This is a genomic window from Pedobacter mendelii, assembly GCF_014635725.1.
In the GTDB taxonomy this organism is placed as follows: Bacteria; Bacteroidota; Bacteroidia; order Sphingobacteriales; family Sphingobacteriaceae; genus Pedobacter; species Pedobacter mendelii.
The window spans coordinates 166,492-181,315 of the sequence record NZ_BMDJ01000006.1 but is presented as its reverse complement, the minus strand read 5'-3'; the positions used below and the strand labels follow the sequence as shown (position 1 = coordinate 181,315).

Annotated in this window: 17 protein-coding genes; 5 read left to right on the top strand and 12 right to left on the bottom strand. The window is 35.0% G+C overall.

The genetic code is table 11. The features are described from left to right. Positions 1 to 7 precede the first annotated feature (7 nt). The 3 genes from IEV50_RS12500 to IEV50_RS12490 all read right to left on the bottom strand — a co-directional run bounded on the left by IEV50_RS12500 (position 8) and on the right by IEV50_RS12490 (position 1,872). Complete coding sequence (locus tag IEV50_RS12500; RefSeq protein ID WP_188414779.1) at positions 8 to 817, bottom strand: hypothetical protein; 810 nt, start codon at positions 815 to 817, stop codon at positions 8 to 10. A gap of 1 nt (position 818) precedes the next feature. Then, a complete protein-coding gene (locus IEV50_RS12495) occupies positions 819 to 1,355 on the bottom strand; it encodes a heavy-metal-associated domain-containing protein (protein WP_188414777.1) in 537 nt (178 codons plus the stop codon). Positions 1,356 to 1,467: 112 nt separating this feature from the next. Further along, positions 1,468 to 1,872 (bottom strand): HYC_CC_PP family protein, encoded by a 405-nt coding sequence (locus IEV50_RS12490; protein WP_188414775.1) that lies wholly within the window; start codon positions 1,870 to 1,872, stop codon positions 1,468 to 1,470. A 93-nt stretch (positions 1,873 to 1,965) separates the two neighbouring features. On the opposite strand from IEV50_RS12490, the gene IEV50_RS12485 reads away from it, so the two are divergent. Next, a complete protein-coding gene (locus IEV50_RS12485; protein WP_188414773.1) occupies positions 1,966 to 2,679 on the top strand; it encodes a peptidylprolyl isomerase in 714 nt (237 codons plus the stop codon). A 53-nt stretch (positions 2,680 to 2,732) separates the two neighbouring features. Beyond that, the gene (locus tag IEV50_RS12480) at positions 2,733 to 3,500 is read left to right on the top strand and encodes an exodeoxyribonuclease III (protein WP_188414771.1); all 768 of its coding nucleotides are present in this window, start codon (positions 2,733 to 2,735) and stop codon (positions 3,498 to 3,500) included. Positions 3,501 to 3,510: 10 nt separating this feature from the next. On the opposite strand, the gene IEV50_RS12475 is transcribed toward IEV50_RS12480, so the two are convergent. The 9 genes from IEV50_RS12475 to IEV50_RS12435 all read right to left on the bottom strand — a co-directional run bounded on the left by IEV50_RS12475 (position 3,511) and on the right by IEV50_RS12435 (position 11,206). Next, positions 3,511 to 3,669 carry a hypothetical protein gene (locus IEV50_RS12475; protein ID WP_186828576.1) on the bottom strand — a complete coding sequence of 53 codons (159 nt, stop codon included), beginning with the start codon at positions 3,667 to 3,669 and terminating at the stop codon, positions 3,511 to 3,513. An 11-nt stretch (positions 3,670 to 3,680) separates the two neighbouring features. Next, positions 3,681 to 4,241 carry a 5-formyltetrahydrofolate cyclo-ligase gene (locus tag IEV50_RS12470; RefSeq protein ID WP_188414769.1) on the bottom strand — a complete coding sequence of 187 codons (561 nt, stop codon included), beginning with the start codon at positions 4,239 to 4,241 and terminating at the stop codon, positions 3,681 to 3,683. 77 nt (positions 4,242 to 4,318) lie between these two features. Then, a complete protein-coding gene (gene efp / locus IEV50_RS12465) occupies positions 4,319 to 4,879 on the bottom strand; it encodes an elongation factor P (protein WP_123207031.1) in 561 nt (186 codons plus the stop codon). A gap of 577 nt (positions 4,880 to 5,456) precedes the next feature. After that, on the bottom strand, positions 5,457 to 6,071 hold the full coding sequence (locus IEV50_RS12460; RefSeq protein ID WP_188414767.1) for an ABC transporter ATP-binding protein: 615 nt from the start codon (positions 6,069 to 6,071) through the stop codon (positions 5,457 to 5,459). Between the two features lie 24 nt (positions 6,072 to 6,095). Next, a complete protein-coding gene (locus tag IEV50_RS12455; protein ID WP_188414765.1) occupies positions 6,096 to 6,560 on the bottom strand; it encodes a GNAT family N-acetyltransferase in 465 nt (154 codons plus the stop codon). Positions 6,561 to 6,596: 36 nt separating this feature from the next. Further along, complete coding sequence (gene lpxA, locus IEV50_RS12450; protein WP_029274294.1) at positions 6,597 to 7,382, bottom strand: acyl-ACP--UDP-N-acetylglucosamine O-acyltransferase; 786 nt, start codon at positions 7,380 to 7,382, stop codon at positions 6,597 to 6,599. 2 nt (positions 7,383 to 7,384) lie between these two features. Beyond that, on the bottom strand, positions 7,385 to 8,794 hold the full coding sequence (locus IEV50_RS12445) for a bifunctional UDP-3-O-[3-hydroxymyristoyl] N-acetylglucosamine deacetylase/3-hydroxyacyl-ACP dehydratase (protein ID WP_188414763.1): 1,410 nt from the start codon (positions 8,792 to 8,794) through the stop codon (positions 7,385 to 7,387). Continuing rightward, entirely contained in the window at positions 8,784 to 9,860 is a 1,077-nt protein-coding gene (gene lpxD, locus IEV50_RS12440; RefSeq protein WP_188414761.1) for a UDP-3-O-(3-hydroxymyristoyl)glucosamine N-acyltransferase, read from the bottom strand. Before lpxD ends, IEV50_RS12445 begins: the two co-directional genes overlap by 11 nt. Positions 9,861 to 9,982: 122 nt before the next feature. Then, on the bottom strand, positions 9,983 to 11,206 hold the full coding sequence (locus IEV50_RS12435) for an HD domain-containing protein (protein ID WP_188414759.1): 1,224 nt from the start codon (positions 11,204 to 11,206) through the stop codon (positions 9,983 to 9,985). Positions 11,207 to 11,317: 111 nt separating this feature from the next. On the opposite strand from IEV50_RS12435, the gene porX reads away from it, so the two are divergent. From porX to IEV50_RS12420, 3 genes are all read left to right on the top strand, one after another. Further along, entirely contained in the window at positions 11,318 to 12,871 is a 1,554-nt protein-coding gene (gene porX / locus IEV50_RS12430; protein ID WP_188414757.1) for a T9SS response regulator signal transducer PorX, read from the top strand. A 172-nt stretch (positions 12,872 to 13,043) separates the two neighbouring features. Then, positions 13,044 to 13,460 carry a tRNA (adenosine(37)-N6)-threonylcarbamoyltransferase complex ATPase subunit type 1 TsaE gene (gene tsaE / locus IEV50_RS12425; protein ID WP_188414755.1) on the top strand — a complete coding sequence of 139 codons (417 nt, stop codon included), beginning with the start codon at positions 13,044 to 13,046 and terminating at the stop codon, positions 13,458 to 13,460. 85 nt (positions 13,461 to 13,545) lie between these two features. Continuing rightward, positions 13,546 to 14,775: an alanine dehydrogenase gene (locus IEV50_RS12420; protein WP_188414749.1), complete on the top strand. Its 1,230-nt coding sequence runs from the start codon at positions 13,546 to 13,548 to the stop codon at positions 14,773 to 14,775. The last annotated feature ends 49 nt before the right edge of the window (positions 14,776 to 14,824 follow it).

The window sequence follows — 14,824 nt, the reverse complement described above, 5'->3', positions numbered from 1 at the left end:
ATCATTTCTATTTTAATACGTTAAAAAAATTGAATTCTGCCCTAATCAAGTACATGTTTTTAGTGTATCGATTGGCTATATTCCCTGTTGCCTGAAAGCGGTAGCCTAGATCAATTCTGGTTGTACTGTTCAAAATCACTTGAACTGCAGGAGCTAAATCTAAATAAGATTGGCCCGAACTTGGGTCGGTTTTACCTAACATTTCGAAATACAGATTGAAATTAGGCTCCTTGTAATTTTTATAAACAAAAGGTAGAACTAAATAGCCCGAAGACAAGCTGTAAGATAACATATTATTCGGTCTCGGCATGCCGCTAACCTGTCCTTCGTTATCTTTAAATGCATGTGCGTAACCCAAAGTTGCCGATAAAGCCAGTTTATGCAAAAGTTGCGTAAGAATTAATCCACCTTGTACCCCACTATTATCACCCTCTAAATTTATATCTCTGGTAAATGTTGGTCTTTTACTTGTACTAACCCTTCCAAATGCAGCTGCTCTGAAATGAGAATGTGCCTCATCCAGAGATAAAAAACGATATTTGGCGTATAGACTTCCACCCTCTAAACGGTAATTCCCGTCCATATCAGATAAGAAAGCTTGAGCATGCATCATTAGGTTTTTATTAAAGCCAATCATGACCTCGGGAATGGTTCTGCTCATAAAATCAGGGTTATTCATGCCCTCATTTGTGATTCTTACACCAATTGACTTCGTTGGCATGTTGCTTGCAGGCTCAGTAAAAACGTATAATTCTTGACTGAACGCGGCCATGTAGGTACCAATAAAAATTAGTGCCGATATTAAAACTCTTTTCATGTTAAGAAAGAACTAGGTGATAAACACGAGTTTTCTTTCCATTAACAACAGCGGTTCCGTTTGTGTAAGCATCAGAATTTAGTGTCGCAGATTGCTTTTTAAAAGCCGAACCTGAGATAAAATTTTTATCAACTACTGATGCTTTTACCGTCCCGTTTAAGGTTTTGTTTTTCGCATTTACAAAACGATACACATTACCATCAACAATGGCCTGACCTTTTTCATCAACCTTGATCTGGTTAAAAGTGAAATCGGCAGTTAATCCACCAACAGAAAATCCAGCATCCTGAACTTTTTTTCGAATTAAATCAATATTAATATCTGCACCTTTTTTAAAGGTTAAAACGAAGATGTTTTTATTTAAGTCGGGTTTTACCGAGTTGATAAAGCCCAAAGTTTCTAAAGATTTCTGGGTGGCTTTTGAACACATTGAACAAGTTAAACCCGTTACCTGTAAATCTGCAGTTAATATTTGTTGGGCCGAAACTTTAACGGCAAAGAAAAGCATGATAATGCTTAATAATTTTATTGTTTTCATTGTTTTTTTGAATTAGAATAAACCTTAGGCTATCGTTACACTTGAATTTATTCAGCGCCTTAATAGCAAAATAAATACTGAAACGAGTTCAGCATGACGGATTTATTTAATCCTAATTCCTAAAAATACAATTGAAAAGATGAAGGGCAATCCGCGAGGAAAGTGGCGGCACCTTGTTGCTAATTTTTCTGAAAAAAGCAGGGGTAATGTCGGTAAGAAATTCTAAAACTGGTTGATGAAGAAAAAGCTGAATAGAAAACAACTTCGGCATTTGTATTTGTGCCTCGGTTTGGTGACTATCTTTCACTTTAACGGTTACTTGTGTGTTTTTGCAACAGCCATCGTCTTTTATCTTTTCGACAGGAATATCCTTGCAGAATTTGCAAGAAACCTCATTACTGAACAGCTTTACATTCTCTAATTTACCACTGCAGAAATGCAAACTTAAAGCCAAACCCATAACACTAACTGCATATAATACAGCCAAAGAAAGTGCTATTTTTTGTTTTAACTTCATTACTACAAAGGTAAAGCAAAATAATACGAATAATACAAGCTTTTATTTATTGAATTTCATTTTTTAGTTTAATTTAGCCTCAAACCCATTAAAATGAAGAAATTATTATTGTTTATCTGCATTTTCTCCGTGCTTTCTACCTTTGCAGCTAAGCCGAAAAATCAATATATCCGAATTAAAACTGAATTTGGCGAATGTGTTGTGAGATTGTATAATGAAACACCTTTGCATAGGAATAACTTTTTAAAGCTTACTAAAGAAGGATATTACAATGGCACTTTATTTCATAGGGTGATTAAAGATTTTATGATTCAGGGCGGCGACCCAGACTCAAGGAACGCAAAACCAGATTCTTTACTTGGTGAAGGTGGACCTAAATATACTATTCCAGCAGAATTTAGAGATAGTTTATTTCATAAGAAAGGTGTTTTGGCTGCAGCACGAGATAATAATCCAGATAAAGCATCAAGCGGAAGTCAGTTTTATTTGGTACAAGGAAAAGTTTTTACAGATGAGCAGTTGAATAGCGTTGAAGAAAAACGATTGAAATTTAAAATACCAGAATGGCAAAGACAAGTTTATAAAACTGTTGGAGGAGCACCTCATTTAGATAGAAATTATACCGTTTATGGCGAAATTGTTGTTGGTTTGGATATGGTTGATAAAATTGCGGCTTTAATTACCGATAAAAATAACAGACCTAAACAAGATGTAAAAATGGTTATTACAATTTTGAAAAGGAGAGCGGCGAAAAAGTTAGAAAAGCAATTAGGGCAGGATTCATTGAAGGACAAAATGGTTATGTAATTAATGGGTTCTTGCCGATTATAAAAAAAGAATAATTTTATTGGAAATTTGGAATGAAAATCATCTCCTACAACGTTAATGGAATCCGTGCCGCAAGCACAAAAAACTTCTTCGGTTGGTTGCAAGCTGCTAATGCTGATATGGTTTGCTTACAAGAAGTAAAAGCAATGCCATTACAAATCCCTGAAATTATTGGTTTAATAGAGCAATTAGGCTATCATCACTATTGGTTTCCGGCGGAGAAAAAAGGATACAGTGGGGTGGCCATATTAACAAAAATAAAACCTACTCATGTTGAGTATGGCTGTGGCGAAGAATGGATCGATAAAGAAGGGAGAATTTTAAGAGCTGATTTTGATGATTTCTCACTGATGAGTTTGTATATGCCATCTGGCTCAAGTGGCGATGAGCGCCAAGTGAAAAAGTATGAGTTTATGAAATTCTTTGATGTTTACATTGGCAAATTGCGCAAGGAAATCCCCAGCTTAATTGTTAGCGGCGATTACAACATTTGCCATACATCAATTGATATTCACAATCCAAAGTCAAATGCCAATTCATCTGGTTTTTTGCCAGAAGAACGAGAATGGATGCAGTTGTTTTTAGATAATGGATTTATTGATACTTTCCGTTATTTTAACCAAGACCCACATCATTATACCTGGTGGAGTTATCGAGCAGGTTCGCGAGGAAAAAACTTAGGTTGGCGTATTGATTATCATTTAGCTACAAAACCAATGGAAGGCCGATTAAGAAATGTAAGAATTTTACCAGACGCAATTCATTCAGATCATTGCCCGGTTTTGTTGGAAATGGATTAATTGAAAAAAACTATAAGTGTTCTGCTTCGTATTTTTCTCCAGCCTTTAACATCAATTCAATTTGCTTTAAGTCATCGGCTGTGAGTTCCTCTTTTTCCTGCAATTCGAATACTGCAATCATGTTGTCTTCGTATTGTTTTTCGGTTTTAATAACGATTTCCTGTGGCATGATTACTAATGTTAAAATTTGATAATTTCTGTTGGTGTAATGCAAAAATCTAACCGGATGTCGTATTCGTTAACATCATCAATTTTATTTCCTGCAGATGATAAAGATAAGCCTATTTTTTGAGCATTTAAACTTTCAAGAAAACGGTCGTAGAAGCCTTTGCCATAACCAACACGATAACCTTTTTTATCAAATGCTAAAAGAGGAATTAAAACCATATCAACGGCACCCTCATAAACATTTCCTCTTTGTGGCTCCAATATATCATAAAGGTTTTTCTGCAAATCATCTATACCTAAATATTCATGATTAGTCATTATTACCATGTCAAAATCAGCTTTCGGAACGATGATTTTAATTTCTGGATGATTTTGAGTAAGCCACTCTATTAGTAAAAAAGTATTTGGCTCTTTTTTTTCGGTAATTGGTAAAAAAACATGAATCGTTTTTACACGATCGAAATCTAAAGCAATAAACTGTTTCAGTAATTCGTTGTTTAGCGTTTTATACTCTTCGTCACTTAATGATAATCTACTTTTTAAGGCTTGTTTTCTGATTTCAGACTTTAACATAATACCATTTAGGTAAATATAACGCGAAGAAAAAAGCCCTTGAATTTTTTTCAAAGGCTTTTTCAAAATTTAATAAACTATTTCACACGTTCAACATATTCTCCGGTACGTGTATCAACTTTAATTTTATCGCCTTGGTTTACGAACATTGGTACCTTAACTTCAACACCATTTTCAAGCGTTGCTGCTTTCAATGCATTGGTAGAAGTATCGCCTTTAACAGCAGGCTCTGAGTAAGTAATTTCAAATTCTGCGAAGTTTGGTAATTGACCCATAATTGCTTCGTCGCTTTCCATAGAAACAATAACGTTCATGCCTTCTTTTAAGAATTTAATTGCCGAGCCAAATAACGTTTTTTCAACATTGTACTGTTCGTAAGTGTTATTATCCATTACCACCAAATAATCACCATCTTCGTATAGATATTGATAATCGCTAGTTTCTACGCGACAAATTTCTACAGCTTCGTCGGTATTCATACGAGCCTCGACAATTCTGCCCGATTTAATGTTACGAAACTTGCCGGTGTAAAATGCACCGCCTTTTCCTGGTGTGCGGTGGTTCCACTCGTCAACCGTAACCAATTCGTTGTTTACGCGAAGAATGTTGCCTGTTTTAATTTCTGATGCTTTTGCCATATTATTTATCCTATTTGGATTTATATTTCAGTTTTTCGTGACGGCAAAGGTAAAATTATTTTAGTAAAAAAGTATATGTAAATATTACAGCTAAGCTTTGAAAAAGCAGCAGTTACGAATACCAAAATTGAATTATTGAATTTGATTTGGAAAGTAAGGCCTATATTAATCGGTTGCTGTAGCCCCGCTAATACTTCTTGTGATGAAAACCTCGATTCATGCAATCGGGTTTAAATAATTTAGTTTTATAAAAGAAACTTTGGTTTGCTATTAAGCGAAGCTAAAAAAACCTAAGTAAAAAGAAATGCCTTTGGGAACCACTCCAAAGGCATAATCAACCTAAACCTCAAACTAAACTATGAAAAAACTTATGCCTTCAAAGGCTTATATTTTTAACTCCGCGATGCGGAAAATGCTGTCATTTACTTAAAGAGATAAATTAAATAATTGTTTCTCTTTTTGGTGGTGCAAAGGTAAGAACTATTTTCCAAATTCAAAATATTTTTTTTAAATTATTAATATAATACAAATTTATGACAAAACAGTTGATCGATGAGAAGAATATATCAACATTAAGTTACTTAAAATCAGATATTTGAATCTGTTTATTGCAAAAATTGTATTCTTGAATTTGGTTAGAACCAACTATAGTAAGTCTATTTTTTGTGAATTTTTCAATCAATTCGAGGTACCAATTTATCCCTTGAACATCTAAATTGCTGGTTGGCTCATCTAAAAATAAAATTGGTGAATTAGAGCAGCAAGCCAAAGCAAGTTTGGTTCTCTGTTTCATTCCAGATGAAAAGTACTTAATTTCTTTATTTGATGATTTCTCTAAACCAAGAATTGAAACAAGAGATTTTGCATCAACACCAACTGCAAAACTTTTGAATTTAAAGTGGAAATCGATAATCTCCTTTAACGTAAAAGTTTCTACCAGCTCTAAATATGGAGCGGCTAAACTAATATATTTATAAATATTCTCTACGGGAACATTTTCAATATCTGAAAATGAAATTTCTCCCTCCGATGGCGTTAAACTTCCAGTCAGAACACTCAATAATGTTGATTTTCCTGAACCATTTGGCCCCAAAATAGCATAACTATTACCTGACGTAAACTCGGTGCTAAGATTTCTAAATATCCATTCCTTGTTAAATCTCCTGCCAACATTATTTAAAGCTATCTTCATTTTTAAAGTATCGAGATTTGAGTATCAAGATTTAGCAAGCTTTTTGGCCATGCAAAAGCTATTAGCTACTCCAATATACTGCCCATAGTTCGGGGTAATAAGATAACCGACTTTTTGATATAAAGCGATTGCCTCTGGTTGCATTTTACCGGTTTCTAATATACATTCAGAAAAGCTTAGTTCTGTAGCCCAATTTTCCAGTTCTGTTAAGATTTTAGCTGCAATCCCTTGCTTTCTGTAATCAGGATGAACAAACATACGTTTAACTTCAGCTGCGATTTTAGAGAAAAGTTTTATCGCTCCGCAACCAACGGGAATTTTATTTTGATAAGCAACAACCACTTCTTTAATGGAATCGACTTTGTTAAATTGTGAGTAAAAGGCATGTTCATCACCATCTCTAACTGCCAAATCTTTATCCAACAAAATAATCAATTGCCTAAAATCGGAATTGTCTGAATCGGTTCTGACTATCGTTAGATTACTCATAAATATTAGTGTTTTTTGATTCCAGCTTTGTAAAGCTTAGCTTCCCATGCCGAAGCCTTTCATCACACCACGGTTAGAATTACGAATGAAATCTACAATCTCATCACGAATTTCAGTTGGCTTGAACTCTGCTTCAATCATATCTAAAGCTTTGGTTACATTATTATGTTTCACAAAAAGCACACGGTAAATCTCCTGAATCTCATCAATCTGCTCGTTTGTAAAACCTCTTCTCCGTAAACCAACAGAATTGATTCCAGCGTAAGAAAGCGGTTCTCTAGCAGCTTTAACATATGGAGGAACATCTTTACGCACCAATGAACCACCAGTTACAAAGGCATAAGAACCAACCTTAACAAATTGGTGAATTGCTACTAAGCCCGCTAAAACTACATTGTTGCCAATAGTAATGTGACCAGCCAATGTGGTGCTATTTGAAAAAATACAATTATTTCCAACTTCGCAATCGTGAGCGATATGAGAATATGCCTGAATTAAGCAGTTGCTACCAATTGTTGTTTTCCACTTATCTTTCGTACCGCGATTAATTGTTACACACTCACGAATGGTAGTATTATCGCCAATTTCAGCGGTAGTAACTTCACCTGCAAATTTTAAATCCTGAGGTTCCCCAGAAATAACAGCACCCGGAAAAATACGGCAATTTTTCCCAATACGAGCACCATCCATAATGGTAACGTTCGAGCCAATCCAGGTTCCCTCTCCAATAACAACGTCTTTATGTATTACTACAAAAGGTTCAATTACTACGTTTTCGGCAATTTTTGCTTGAGGATGTATGTATGCTAAAGGCTGTATCATTATTAGGTAGGTTCTGTTTGTTTAACTTTTGAAATTTGAGCCATCATTTCGGCTTCTACAACGATTTTTTCGCCTACCATACCAACACCTTTCATTTGGGCAATACCTCTTCTAATTGGCTCCATTAAATCGCAACGAAAAACTATTGTATCGCCAGGAGAAACTTGAGCCCTGAAACGTACGTTGTCGATTTTTAAGAAATATGTTAGGTAGTTACTAGGATCGGGAACGGTACTTAAAACTAAAATACCTCCAACCTGAGCCATTGCTTCTATTTGAATTACCCCAGGAAAAACAGGGGCGCCAGGAAAATGACCTTTAAAGAATTCTTCGTTTATGGTTACATTCTTAACACCAACAACATGGTTTTTAGAAAGTTCTAATATTTTATCGACAAAAAGAAAAGGTTGGCGATGAGGTAGAATTTCCATTATTTGAACTACATCATATAATGGTTTTGCACAAGGATCGTAAATCTTTTGAAGTTTTTTGTTTTTTTCTTTTTTGATGGCTGCTTTTATTTTTTTTGCGAAGGCTACGTTTGCCGCGTGACCAGGTCGAGCGGCCATAATATGGCCTTTTAGGTGCATGCCTACTAAAGCTAAATCGCCAATCATATCTAATAACTTATGGCGTGCCGGTTCGTTTTGATAACGCAACTCCATATTATTCAAGATACCTTGAGGTGCAACGTCAATATCTTTTCGGTTAAATAGTTTGGCAAGATGGCTCAGTTCATCCTTTGTTACTTCTTTATCAACTATAACAATAGCATTGTTTAAATCACCACCTTTAATAAGATTGTGTTGTAATTGATATTCTAATTCGTGTAAAAAACAAAATGTACGGCAGGAAGCAATTTCTTTTTTAAATTCAGCAATCGTATTAATTCCTGCATGTTGGCTACCCAAAACAGGAGAATTATAATCAATCATACATGTGAAACGATAGTCATCCAATGGCATGGCTACAATTTCTACTTTTCTATCTGCTTCTGTGTAGGTAATATTATGAGGAATTGTAAAATATTCTCTATCTGCATTTTGCTCTATGGTACCGGTTTCTTCCAATAAATCGATAAATTGGATAGAACTTCCATCCATTATTGGTGTTTCAGGGCCGTCAAGCTTAATCAAAATATTATCCAAGTCCATGCCAACTAAGGATGCCATAACATGCTCAATGGTACTTACGCTTGCTCCGTTTTGAGTAATTGTAGTTCCTCTTGAAGTATCAGTTACATTATCTGCATCTGCATCGATAATTGGCATACCATCTAAATCAATACGCTGAAATTTAAAACCATGATTTTCCGGAGCTGGGCAAAAAGTTAAGGTAACATTAGCCCCAGTGTGTAAACCAACTCCCGATGCTGATATTTCTTTGTTAATCGTTCTTTGTCTAACGTTCATTATTTATTGTATTCTTTTCCAATTCAGATGTAAGTCTTTTCAATTCTTCTTCGAGTAAATGAATTCTTTTCTCAACTTCAGGAAGGTGTTTAAAAATTACGGAAGCACGCATCCAATTGCGTAGCGGTTGAGCCGGGCTGCCATGCCATTGTTTATTTTCTTCGGTAATATTAAAGTTTAATCCTGCCTGGGCACCAATTTGTGTTCCTTTTGCCAGTGTTAAGTGGCCAGCAATGCCCACCTGTCCGCCAATAACACTGTTCGCGCCAACTTTAGTGCTGCCAGAAATGCCTGATTGTGCTGCTAATACAGTGTTCTCACCAATCTCGACATTATGAGCGATTTGAATCAAATTATCAATTTTTGCACCTTTTTTTATAATTGTAGAACCCATCGTTGCCCTATCTACAGTTGTATTTGCGCCAATTTCTACATCATCTTCAATAATTACATTACCTATTTGAGGTATTTTATTATAAGTGCCATCTTTTTGAGGAGCAAATCCAAAGCCATCACTACCAATTACAGTATTTGAATGTACGGTTACTCTATCGCCAATAATAGAATTATGGTAAATTTTAACACCAGGGAAAAAGAGACAATTTTCGCCTATTTTAGAGTTTGCCCCAACAAAAACCTGAGTGTTTATTTTAGTGGCGGCAGCTATCTCTACGTTTTCTGCAATGTATGCAAAAGCACCAATAAATACGCCTTTACCAATTTTTGCTGATGGATGCACAAAAGCAAGCTTATCAATACCTGATTTTTCTGCTTGTGCATTTACGGCTTCATTATATTTATCCAATAAAACGGTAAAGGAGGTGTATGGATTTTCAACACGAATTAATGTACTTGTAAATTCCTGCGTTGGTTTAAAATCTTTAGAAACAATAACTACCGATGCCTGAGTGGAATATAAAAAGTTTTCGTACTTAGGGTTAGAAAGGAAAGACAATGAGCCTTCCTTACCATCTTCTATCTTAGAGAGTTCAGTTACGGCTACATCTGGGTTACCATCAATGGAACCGTTTAAAAACTCGCTGATCTGCTTAGCAGTAAATTGCATTGTACAAAGGTAAATGTTAAATTGACATGAACAAAAAAACCTGTTAGGGTTAAATCGTGTATTTTGTACACAATAATAAGACTTAAAACGGCACTGAAAGTTAAATATTTTGTTAAAAAAGCTTAAATTCCACGAGGATAGCAAAGAATGTATTTTTCGACCGTTTTTTGTAAAGATTCTAAGTTAGATAAATCTGATGCTTTCGCAATATCTACAATATCGTTATTTTTCATCAGTATTTTAATATTTCCCACACCCGCATTGTAAGCTCTGTTTTGAATGGAGTCTGTAAAAACAAAATATTTCGCATCTTCATGTTTAATTTCCAAGAGATCCACTGCCGCACTTTGCAAAAACTGAATACGTTCTTTATCTGCCATTTGGTTGCTCATCTCAACTTTATATAAATTTCTTGAAGTAAGCATTTTGCATAAAGCTGATAATATTTTATCTGGATGATTAACCCAAACTTTTACTGCTGCATAAATATCTTGATCATCAAGATTTGTAAAATGTTCTAAATTTTCATGCTGACGAAAAAAATTCTCCTCATTAATATCGTTTTTGAGGAAATAACTTAAAGATGGTGCTGCAAATAATTCTTCGCCCACTGCAGATAATTCTTTTGCCCGTTCTAATAATTTAACCAAAATCATTTCACCAGAAATTACTGTTTTGTGCAAATAAACCTGCCAATACATTAATCTGCGGGCTATAAGAAACTTTTCGATTGAATAAATTCCTTTCTCTTCGATAACCAAATCATCATCGAAAACATTAAACATTTTTATAATCCTATCGAAACTAATTACACCTTCGCTTACGCCGGTAAAAAAACTATCACGGTTTAAATAATCCATTCTATCTAAATCCAGCTGACCTGAAATTAACTGGTGTAAGAATCTTTTTGGATAAGTACCATTAAAAATTTCTATAGCATGAGTCAATTTTCCATCAAAATGCTGGTTTAATTTCTGCATCAGCTTTGCTGAAATATCCTCGTGCTTAATTCCGGTAACCAAAGAATGTTCGAGGGCATGAGAGAATGGCCCGTGGCCAATATCGTGTAGTAAAATAGCCAGTATCGCCGATTCTTCTTCGCCTTCGGTAATTACGTGACCTTTACTTCTTAATAACCCGATTGCCAAGCTCATCAAATGCATTGCACCCAAAGCGTGGTGAAAGCGTGTGTGCAATGCTCCCGGATAAACAAGATGCGTCATACCAAGTTGCTTGATGTAACGCAACCGCTGAAAATATGGATGTGAGATTACATCGTAAACTAATTCTGTAGGGATGCTGATGAATCCATAAACCGGATCATTTATTATTTTCTTCTTGTTCAATCGTTAAAAATAGTTAAATAGACAGATGCGGTACAAAAATTGCTATTTTTATTTATAGTTTGATTTACATGCCGAAATATAACGGCATTCCTTACTTATTTTTACAAAAACATGCAAGAAACTAGAATATTGTGGGCCGATGATGAAATCGACTTGCTAAAACCTCATATATTATTACTGAATGATAAAGGGTACAACGTAACTACTTTTACTAACGGTAACGACGCTCTGGAAGCCTTTGGTAAATCTCATTTCGACCTCGTTTTCTTAGATGAAAACATGCCGGGAATGAGTGGCATAGAAACGCTCTCGGCTATTAAAAATTTAAATCCAGATGTTCCGGTAGTGTTGATTACTAAAAGTGAGGAGGAAAACCTCATGGAAGATGCAATTGGAAGTAAGATAGACGATTATCTGATTAAACCAGTTAATCCGAAACAAGTGCTGCTTACCATTAAGAAACTGATTGATAAAAAACTTTTGGTAAGCGAAAAAACTTCAATGGCTTATCAGCAAGATTTTAGAAGATTAGGGATGACTTTGGGCGATCGCCTTAATTATGAAGAATGGGTTGATGTTTACAAAAAAATTGTTTTCTGGGAACTTGAATTGGAAAAACTTGATGACCCTCAAATGCATGAAATTTTAACCATGCAAAAACAGGAAGCTAACACACAATTTTCTAAATTTATAGAAGAGCATTATTTAAATTGGATTAAAGATAAAGACAAGGCTCCTTTGCTATCTAACGAATTATTAAAAAAGAAAGCTTTTCCACATATTAACGATACTACACCAGTATTCTTCATTTTAATTGATAATCTGCGTTACGATCAATGGAAAATTATTAATCCGCTTATTTCTGAATTTTTTAGAATTGATGAGGAAGATATGTACACAAGTATTTTACCTACAGCAACTCAATATGCCCGTAACGCAATATTTTCTGGTTTAATGCCTTTAGATATGGAAAAACGTTTTCCAAGCTTGTGGCAAAATGATGATGACGAAGGTGGAAAAAACATGCACGAAGAAGCATTCCTTGCTGATAATATAAAACGTAGTTTACGTAAAGATTGCAAATTCAGCTATAATAAAATTTTAACTTTTGAGCAGGGAAAAGAATTGGTTGAGCAAACCAATAATCTTTTAAAAAATGATTTTAATGCAATTGTTTTCAACTTTGTTGATATGTTAAGCCACGCCCGTACCGATATGCAAATGATTCGGGAGCTGGCTAATGATGATGCAGCTTATCGATCATTAACGTTATCATGGTTTGAACATTCACCACTTTGGGATTTATTGAAAAAAATATCGCAAAAAAAGGTTAAAGTTATCATCACAACAGATCATGGAACCATCCGAGTTAAAAAACCAGTTAAAGTAATTGGCGATAGAAGCACAAACACAAACTTACGCTATAAACAGGGCAGAAACCTGAACTTTAATGCGAAAGAGGTTTTTGCAATTAAAAACCCGCATGATGCGATGTTGCCCAAAATTAATATTAGCAGCAGTTATATTTTTGCTAAAGAAGACAGTTATTTTGTATACCCTAATAATTACAATCAGTTTGTAAATTACTACAACGAAACTTTTCAGCATGGCGGAATCTCTTTAGAAGAAATGATTATTCCGGTGGTTACGTATTCACCGAGATAGATTCCTTTCTAATCGGCATTTCGAGTGGAGCGCAGCGAAATCAAGAAATCTTTTAAACTAGATTCAATAATTTTTCCACTTCGGTCGTAATTACGACTTTTTTATACGATTAAAATCAAAGGCAAAAGCAATATAATTATGTATTACTTTTGCCTTTTATGTTTTTAAAGCCATGGTGATTGAAATTAATAGTGTAGCCGATTTGCCCGAAGTTGCAAGTAAACTTTTTGAGTTTGCGGGCGAACAAAAAATTTTTCTGTTTAATGGAGAAATGGGTGCAGGCAAAACAACTTTTATTAAAATATTTTGTAAAGTTTTGGGGGTTAAAGATACAGTCTCCAGCCCAACCTATTCCATCGTTAATGAATATGAAGGGACGAAAAATACCATTTACCATTTTGATTTTTACCGTATAAAAAATATTCAGGAAGCTTACGATTTAGGTTATGAGGAGTATTTTTACGGAGGAGAAATTTGCCTTATCGAATGGCCCGAAAAAGTTGAAGAACTGTTGCCTGAAAATTTTATTAAGGTGGAGATATTAATTTTAGATGAAACAAGAAGAACCTTTAGATTTACAAAAATCTAAACTTTCAATGTAATTTGTTATCAGTATTTTAACAGATTTTACGTACCTTCATATACCTAAAAACGAAAAACATTTTTAATAAATTATGGCTACAGTATTACGCGAAGGAATGGCCGATATCGCTCGTCAAGGTTTGCTGCAAACACAAGAGGCGACGCTCGAAACCAGGAATAGAAAGAATAATTTAAACATAGGAATTCCTAAAGAAATCTCTTTTCAGGAAAATAGAATTGCCTTAACGCCGCTTTCAGTTGCGTTGTTGGTTAACAACGGGCACCACGTAATATTAGAAAGTGGTGCAGGTATTGCGGCCAATTTTTCAGATTCTGAATATGCAGAACAAGGTGCTAAAATTGCATACGATAAAAGGGAAGTCTTTGATTGCGACATTCTGGTAAAGATTGCACCGCCGATGCTCGAAGAAATCGCAATGATGCATAAAGGACAAACATTGATCTCATCATTACAAACAGGTACCTTAAAACAAGAATACCTTAAAGCATTAATGCAAAAAAAAATAAATGCCTTGTGTTTTGAAAACCTTCGAGATGAAGGAAATGTTTTAAGTGTTGTGAGGGCAATGAGCGAAATTGTTGGGTCAACATCAATATTAATTGCTGCAGAATATCTTAGCAATGTTACTGGCGGGAAAGGGTTAATGTTAGGTGGCTTTACTGGTGTACCACCAACAGAAATTGTAATTTTAGGTGCAGGAACAGTAGGTGAGTATGCAGCAAGAACAGCTTTAGCATTAGGAGCCGAAGTAAAGGTTTTTGATAGTTCTATTTACCGTTTACGGAGACTTCAAAATAATTTAGGTAATAGCCGGGTTTTTACATCTGTTATGCAGCCAATCGTTTTAAATAAAGCAATTGTAACATGTGATGTAGTAATTGGAGCAATTCGTGCAAGCCATGGCCGTAGCCCTTGTATAGTAATGGAAGAAACCGTTGCACGCATGAAACCCCATTCCGTTGTGATTGATGTAAGTATTGACCAAGGCGGATGTTTTGAAACCTCAGAGGTTACAAATCATACAAATCCAGTTTTTAGAAAATATGATGTGATTCATTATTGCGTTCCTAATATTGCATCCCGTGTTCCCCGAACAGCATCGTATGCTTTAACTAATATTTTTGCACCAATTTTATTAGATATTGGTGAGTTTGGTGGATTGATGAATATGGTTTGGAATAATCCAGGAATCCGCGAAGCATTGTATATTTATCAGGGAAATGTAACCAATAAAGATTTGGCAGATATGTTTAATTTGCCTTTTAAAGATTTGGAACTGCTCGTTGTGTCTAATCAGTAAACCCCTTTTTCGTTATTGCGAGGAGGAACGATGAAGCAACTTATTTTGA

What these genes read in the sequence shown, in the direction of transcription:
- IEV50_RS12500 (WP_188414779.1), bottom strand. Translation starts at nt 817, where the DNA reads ATGAAAAGAGTTTTAATATCGGCACTAATTTTTATTGGTACCTACATG.
- IEV50_RS12495 (WP_188414777.1), bottom strand. Translation starts at nt 1,355, where the DNA reads ATGAAAACAATAAAATTATTAAGCATTATCATGCTTTTCTTTGCCGTT.
- IEV50_RS12490 (WP_188414775.1), bottom strand. Translation starts at nt 1,872, where the DNA reads ATGAAGTTAAAACAAAAAATAGCACTTTCTTTGGCTGTATTATATGCA.
- IEV50_RS12485 (WP_188414773.1), top strand. Translation starts at nt 1,966, where the DNA reads ATGAAGAAATTATTATTGTTTATCTGCATTTTCTCCGTGCTTTCTACC.
- IEV50_RS12480 (WP_188414771.1), top strand. Translation starts at nt 2,733, where the DNA reads ATGAAAATCATCTCCTACAACGTTAATGGAATCCGTGCCGCAAGCACA.
- IEV50_RS12475 (WP_186828576.1), bottom strand. Translation starts at nt 3,669, where the DNA reads ATGCCACAGGAAATCGTTATTAAAACCGAAAAACAATACGAAGACAAC.
- IEV50_RS12470 (WP_188414769.1), bottom strand. Translation starts at nt 4,241, where the DNA reads ATGTTAAAGTCTGAAATCAGAAAACAAGCCTTAAAAAGTAGATTATCA.
- efp (WP_123207031.1), bottom strand. Translation starts at nt 4,879, where the DNA reads ATGGCAAAAGCATCAGAAATTAAAACAGGCAACATTCTTCGCGTAAAC.
- IEV50_RS12460 (WP_188414767.1), bottom strand. Translation starts at nt 6,071, where the DNA reads ATGAAGATAGCTTTAAATAATGTTGGCAGGAGATTTAACAAGGAATGG.
- IEV50_RS12455 (WP_188414765.1), bottom strand. Translation starts at nt 6,560, where the DNA reads ATGAGTAATCTAACGATAGTCAGAACCGATTCAGACAATTCCGATTTT.
- lpxA (WP_029274294.1), bottom strand. Translation starts at nt 7,382, where the DNA reads ATGATACAGCCTTTAGCATACATACATCCTCAAGCAAAAATTGCCGAA.
- IEV50_RS12445 (WP_188414763.1), bottom strand. Translation starts at nt 8,794, where the DNA reads ATGAACGTTAGACAAAGAACGATTAACAAAGAAATATCAGCATCGGGA.
- lpxD (WP_188414761.1), bottom strand. Translation starts at nt 9,860, where the DNA reads ATGCAATTTACTGCTAAGCAGATCAGCGAGTTTTTAAACGGTTCCATT.
- porX (WP_188414757.1), top strand. Translation starts at nt 11,318, where the DNA reads ATGCAAGAAACTAGAATATTGTGGGCCGATGATGAAATCGACTTGCTA.
- tsaE (WP_188414755.1), top strand. Translation starts at nt 13,044, where the DNA reads ATGGTGATTGAAATTAATAGTGTAGCCGATTTGCCCGAAGTTGCAAGT.
- IEV50_RS12420 (WP_188414749.1), top strand. Translation starts at nt 13,546, where the DNA reads ATGGCTACAGTATTACGCGAAGGAATGGCCGATATCGCTCGTCAAGGT.